The organism is Micrococcus sp. KRD077 (genome assembly GCF_017168505.1).
In the GTDB taxonomy this organism is placed as follows: domain Bacteria; phylum Actinomycetota; class Actinomycetes; order Actinomycetales; family Micrococcaceae; genus Micrococcus; species Micrococcus luteus.
In genome coordinates, this window is record NZ_JABFAZ010000075.1 from 1 (window position 1) to 3191 (window position 3191).

A 3191-nucleotide genomic window follows, 5' to 3' on the forward strand; every position below is an offset into this window, starting at 1 on the left:
GTCCTCGCCCGCGACCCCCGACACCCCGCCGCCCCCGGCGCGGCGTGCCCGCCCGTCCCGGGCGAGCGCGGGATCCTGGAGGACGGCACCCTGTGGTGGTGGGCCCCCGCCGACCCCGTCCTGCCGGGCCTCACGCTGACCGCCGATCCGGACGCGCTCGCGGCCCTGATCGGCACGGCGCCGGGCCGGGCCCGCCTCACGTGGCGCGGCTACCGGCCGCGGGACCGCGCGGTCCTGGCCGTCGAGGCGACCGGCGACGACGGCGTCGTGGCCCGCACGTTCCTGAAGGTGCTCCCGCCCGCGCGGGCCGCACGGGTCGCCCGGCGCATGGCCGCGGCGGGGGCGGCCGGGGTGCCGGTGCCCGCCGTCCGCGCGGCGCCGGAGCACGGGGTGCTCCCGCTCGCCAGCGTGCCGGGCCTGCCCTGGCGGGCGCTGCTGGCCGGGCCCGAGGCCGCCGCGCTCGACCCCGCGCGGGTCGCCGCGCTGCTGGACCGGCTGCCGCCGGTGCTCGAGGAGCCCCCCGGCCCGACGGGCCCCACGGCCGGGGCGGCCGCGGACGCCGACGCGGACGACGGCGGACCCGCCGTCCTGCTCGAGCACGCCACATGGGCCGCCGTCGTGCTGGACCCCGAGGCCCAGGACGAGGCCGCCGCCCGGGCCGACCGGCTCCGCGCGGCCCTCGCGGCCGGGGAGCCCGGCCCGTGCGTGCCCGTGCACGGCGACCTGCACCCGGGGAACCTGCACGTGGACGCCGCGGGGGAGCGGATCACCGGCGTGCTGGACGCCGACGACCTGGGCATGGGGCACCGCGTGGACGACTGGGCCGTCCTGATCGCCCATCTCGAGGCGGGCGCCGTGGACCTCGGCGCCGGCGGCGCCGCGCTGCGCGCCGTGGCCGCACGGTTCCGGCGCCACGCCCGCACCGAGGTCGACGAGGTGGCGCTGGCCGCCCGCGTCGCGACCGTGCTCGCCGCCCTCGCGGCGCAGCCGACCGCGCCCCGCGCCGTGCGGTCCGCCCGCCGGGCCGCCGCCGACGCCGCCCTGGCCCGCGTCGGCCTCTGACCCGCGACGGCTGCCGCCACCGTCGGGCCGGGCCGTCGGGCCGGGCCACCCCCTCGAGCGGCGGTCAGTCCGCCCCGAGCCCCTCGCGGAGCGCGTCGAGCTCGTCCCGGACGCGCGCGGCGCCGTCGTGGTCCCCGAGGGCGGACAGGCACTGGTGCAGGCCCGTGAGCGCCCCGAGGCGCACGAGCGTGGAGTCGGTGGAGTCGCACACCAGGCGGAAGAGCGTCGCGGCCTGCTCGGGGCTGCCGTCCTCGGCCACCACGTAGGCGGCGAAGAGCTCGGCCTGCGCGGCGCCCTCGCGGTCCCCGGCGGCCGTGAACAGGTCGGCGGCCTGCAGCGCTGTGGCGATCGCCTCCGGCCCCCGCTCGAGCGACCACAGGGCCCGGGCGCGGGTGTCCGTGTAGTCGGCCACCTGCCAGTCGGCGCCGGCGTCCCGCACGAGGGCGAGCGCCTCCTCGAGGAGGTCGAGGCCCTCCGCCTGGCCGGACTCGCACAGCAGGTACCCGTGCGCGTGCAGCGCGGCCGGCAGCACCGCCGGATCCTCGTCCACCGCCTGGCGCGCAGCCGCGACCGCCCGCTCGAACAGGTCGAGGGCGGAGGGCCGGGTGCGTTCGTCGCGCTCGTGGTTCACGAGGGCGCCGGCGGCCAGGAGCGTGCGCGCGGCGTCCTCCCACTGGCCGTGGGCCTCGAACAGGCCGGCCGCCTCCCGCCACAGGGGCAGCGCGTTCTCGGCGCGGTCCTGGTCGTGGTGGGCGTGGCCGAGGTCCACGAGGGCGCGGGCCTGCTCGACGTCCCGGCCGTGGGTGGCCTCGCGGCGCACCAGCCGGGCGAGCAGGGGCTCGGCCTCGTCGGCGCGGCCGGCGAGCACGAGCTGGTGTGCCCACCAGTAGCTCAGGCTCGAGGCCTCCGGCGCCTCGGCCTTCTCCGCGTGCACGGAGGCCAGCTCCCACGCGGCCACGGCGACCTCCTCGTACCCGTCGAGGTCGCCGGCCACGCGCCCGGCCAGGGCCGCCGCGGAGGCGGCGCCGCGCCGCAGCCCGACCGAGGCCATCCGCTCCGCCGCCTCGAGCGCCAGGTCGAGGGCCGCTGTCGGACGGTCCAGCTCATGGGCGGCGATCGCCCGCACCGTGGTGGCGGAGGCCAGGACGGCCCGGGCGGCGGGCAGCGCGGTGACGACGACGGCCGCCGCGTCCGCCTCGGCGTGCTCGCCCCGCCACAGGTGCAGGCGGGCGAGCAGCAGGTGCGCGCTGGACCACGAGCCGGTGGGCAGCAGGGCACCGGCCGCGCGCAGCCCGCCCAGGACGGCGATGACGCGGCGGGCCAGCTCGAGCGCGGCGTCCAGGTCCCCGGTGTGCACGCGGTGGACGGCCAGGGCCAGGGCGGCCTCGGGCAGGACGGTGTCCCCGGGGTCCTCGCCGGGAGCACCCGGCTCGTCCTCCACGACGCCGGCCAGCACCGCCGCCTCGACCGTGTCCGGATCGCGCACGAGGGCGGCACCGAGCTGCGACTCGAGCCCGGCCTGCCGGGGCCGGCCGAGGTGGCGCAGCAGCGCCGCCCGGGCCTCCACCCAGCGGGTCAGGGCGGCCTCGTCCCCGACCTGGCCCGCGGCGACGGCGAGCGCCCGCAGCAGGGCGAGGCGGACGTCGTCCTGGCCGGGCACGAGCGCGGCGAGGCCGGAGTCGGCGAGGCGGGCGGACTCCCGGGGCTCGTCGCGCAGCGCGGCCTCGAGGGAGAGCTCCCACCAGCCGCGGGCGTCCAGGGCGGTCGGGGCGTCGGGCGCCGCGGTGACGCGGGCCTGCCGGAGCAGGGCGTGCACCCGGTCCAGGGCGGCGTCGACGGCCGGCTCCACGGGGCCGACGGAGGGGTCGTCCCGGCGGGGCGGGTCCTGCGGGGTGTCCACGGGCGCTGCTCCTTCCGGGGGTGGGACGGGTGGTCCTCCAGCCTAGGTGTTGTGGGTCATGAGGTTCTTGACATGGGTACCGGGCTGAGATGAGACGAGTGGGCGGGCGTGTCAACTTGTCTGTGTAAGCGGGGTGGTCACAGGTAGGGGTTGATCCGGTCGGGGTAGGCCGCGGCGAGCTGGGCGAGGGCCTGCTTCCAGTTCGTGACGGCCTGACCTTCGACGAGCC

Annotated in this window: 2 protein-coding genes; one reads left to right on the forward strand and one right to left on the reverse strand. The window is 79.7% G+C overall.

Translation table 11 applies throughout. The annotated features are described in order from the left end of the window. Nucleotides 1-1062 (forward strand): phosphotransferase (locus J1M39_RS11490; protein WP_241254145.1); only part of this gene is annotated, 1062 nt, incomplete at its 5' end. 64 nt (nucleotides 1063-1126) lie between these two features. Here J1M39_RS11490 and J1M39_RS11495 read toward each other — a convergent pair. Next, the gene (locus J1M39_RS11495) at nucleotides 1127-2962 is read right to left on the reverse strand and encodes a hypothetical protein (protein WP_069941821.1); all 1836 of its coding nucleotides are present in this window, start codon (nucleotides 2960-2962) and stop codon (nucleotides 1127-1129) included. Between the last annotated feature and the right edge of the window lie 229 nt (nucleotides 2963-3191).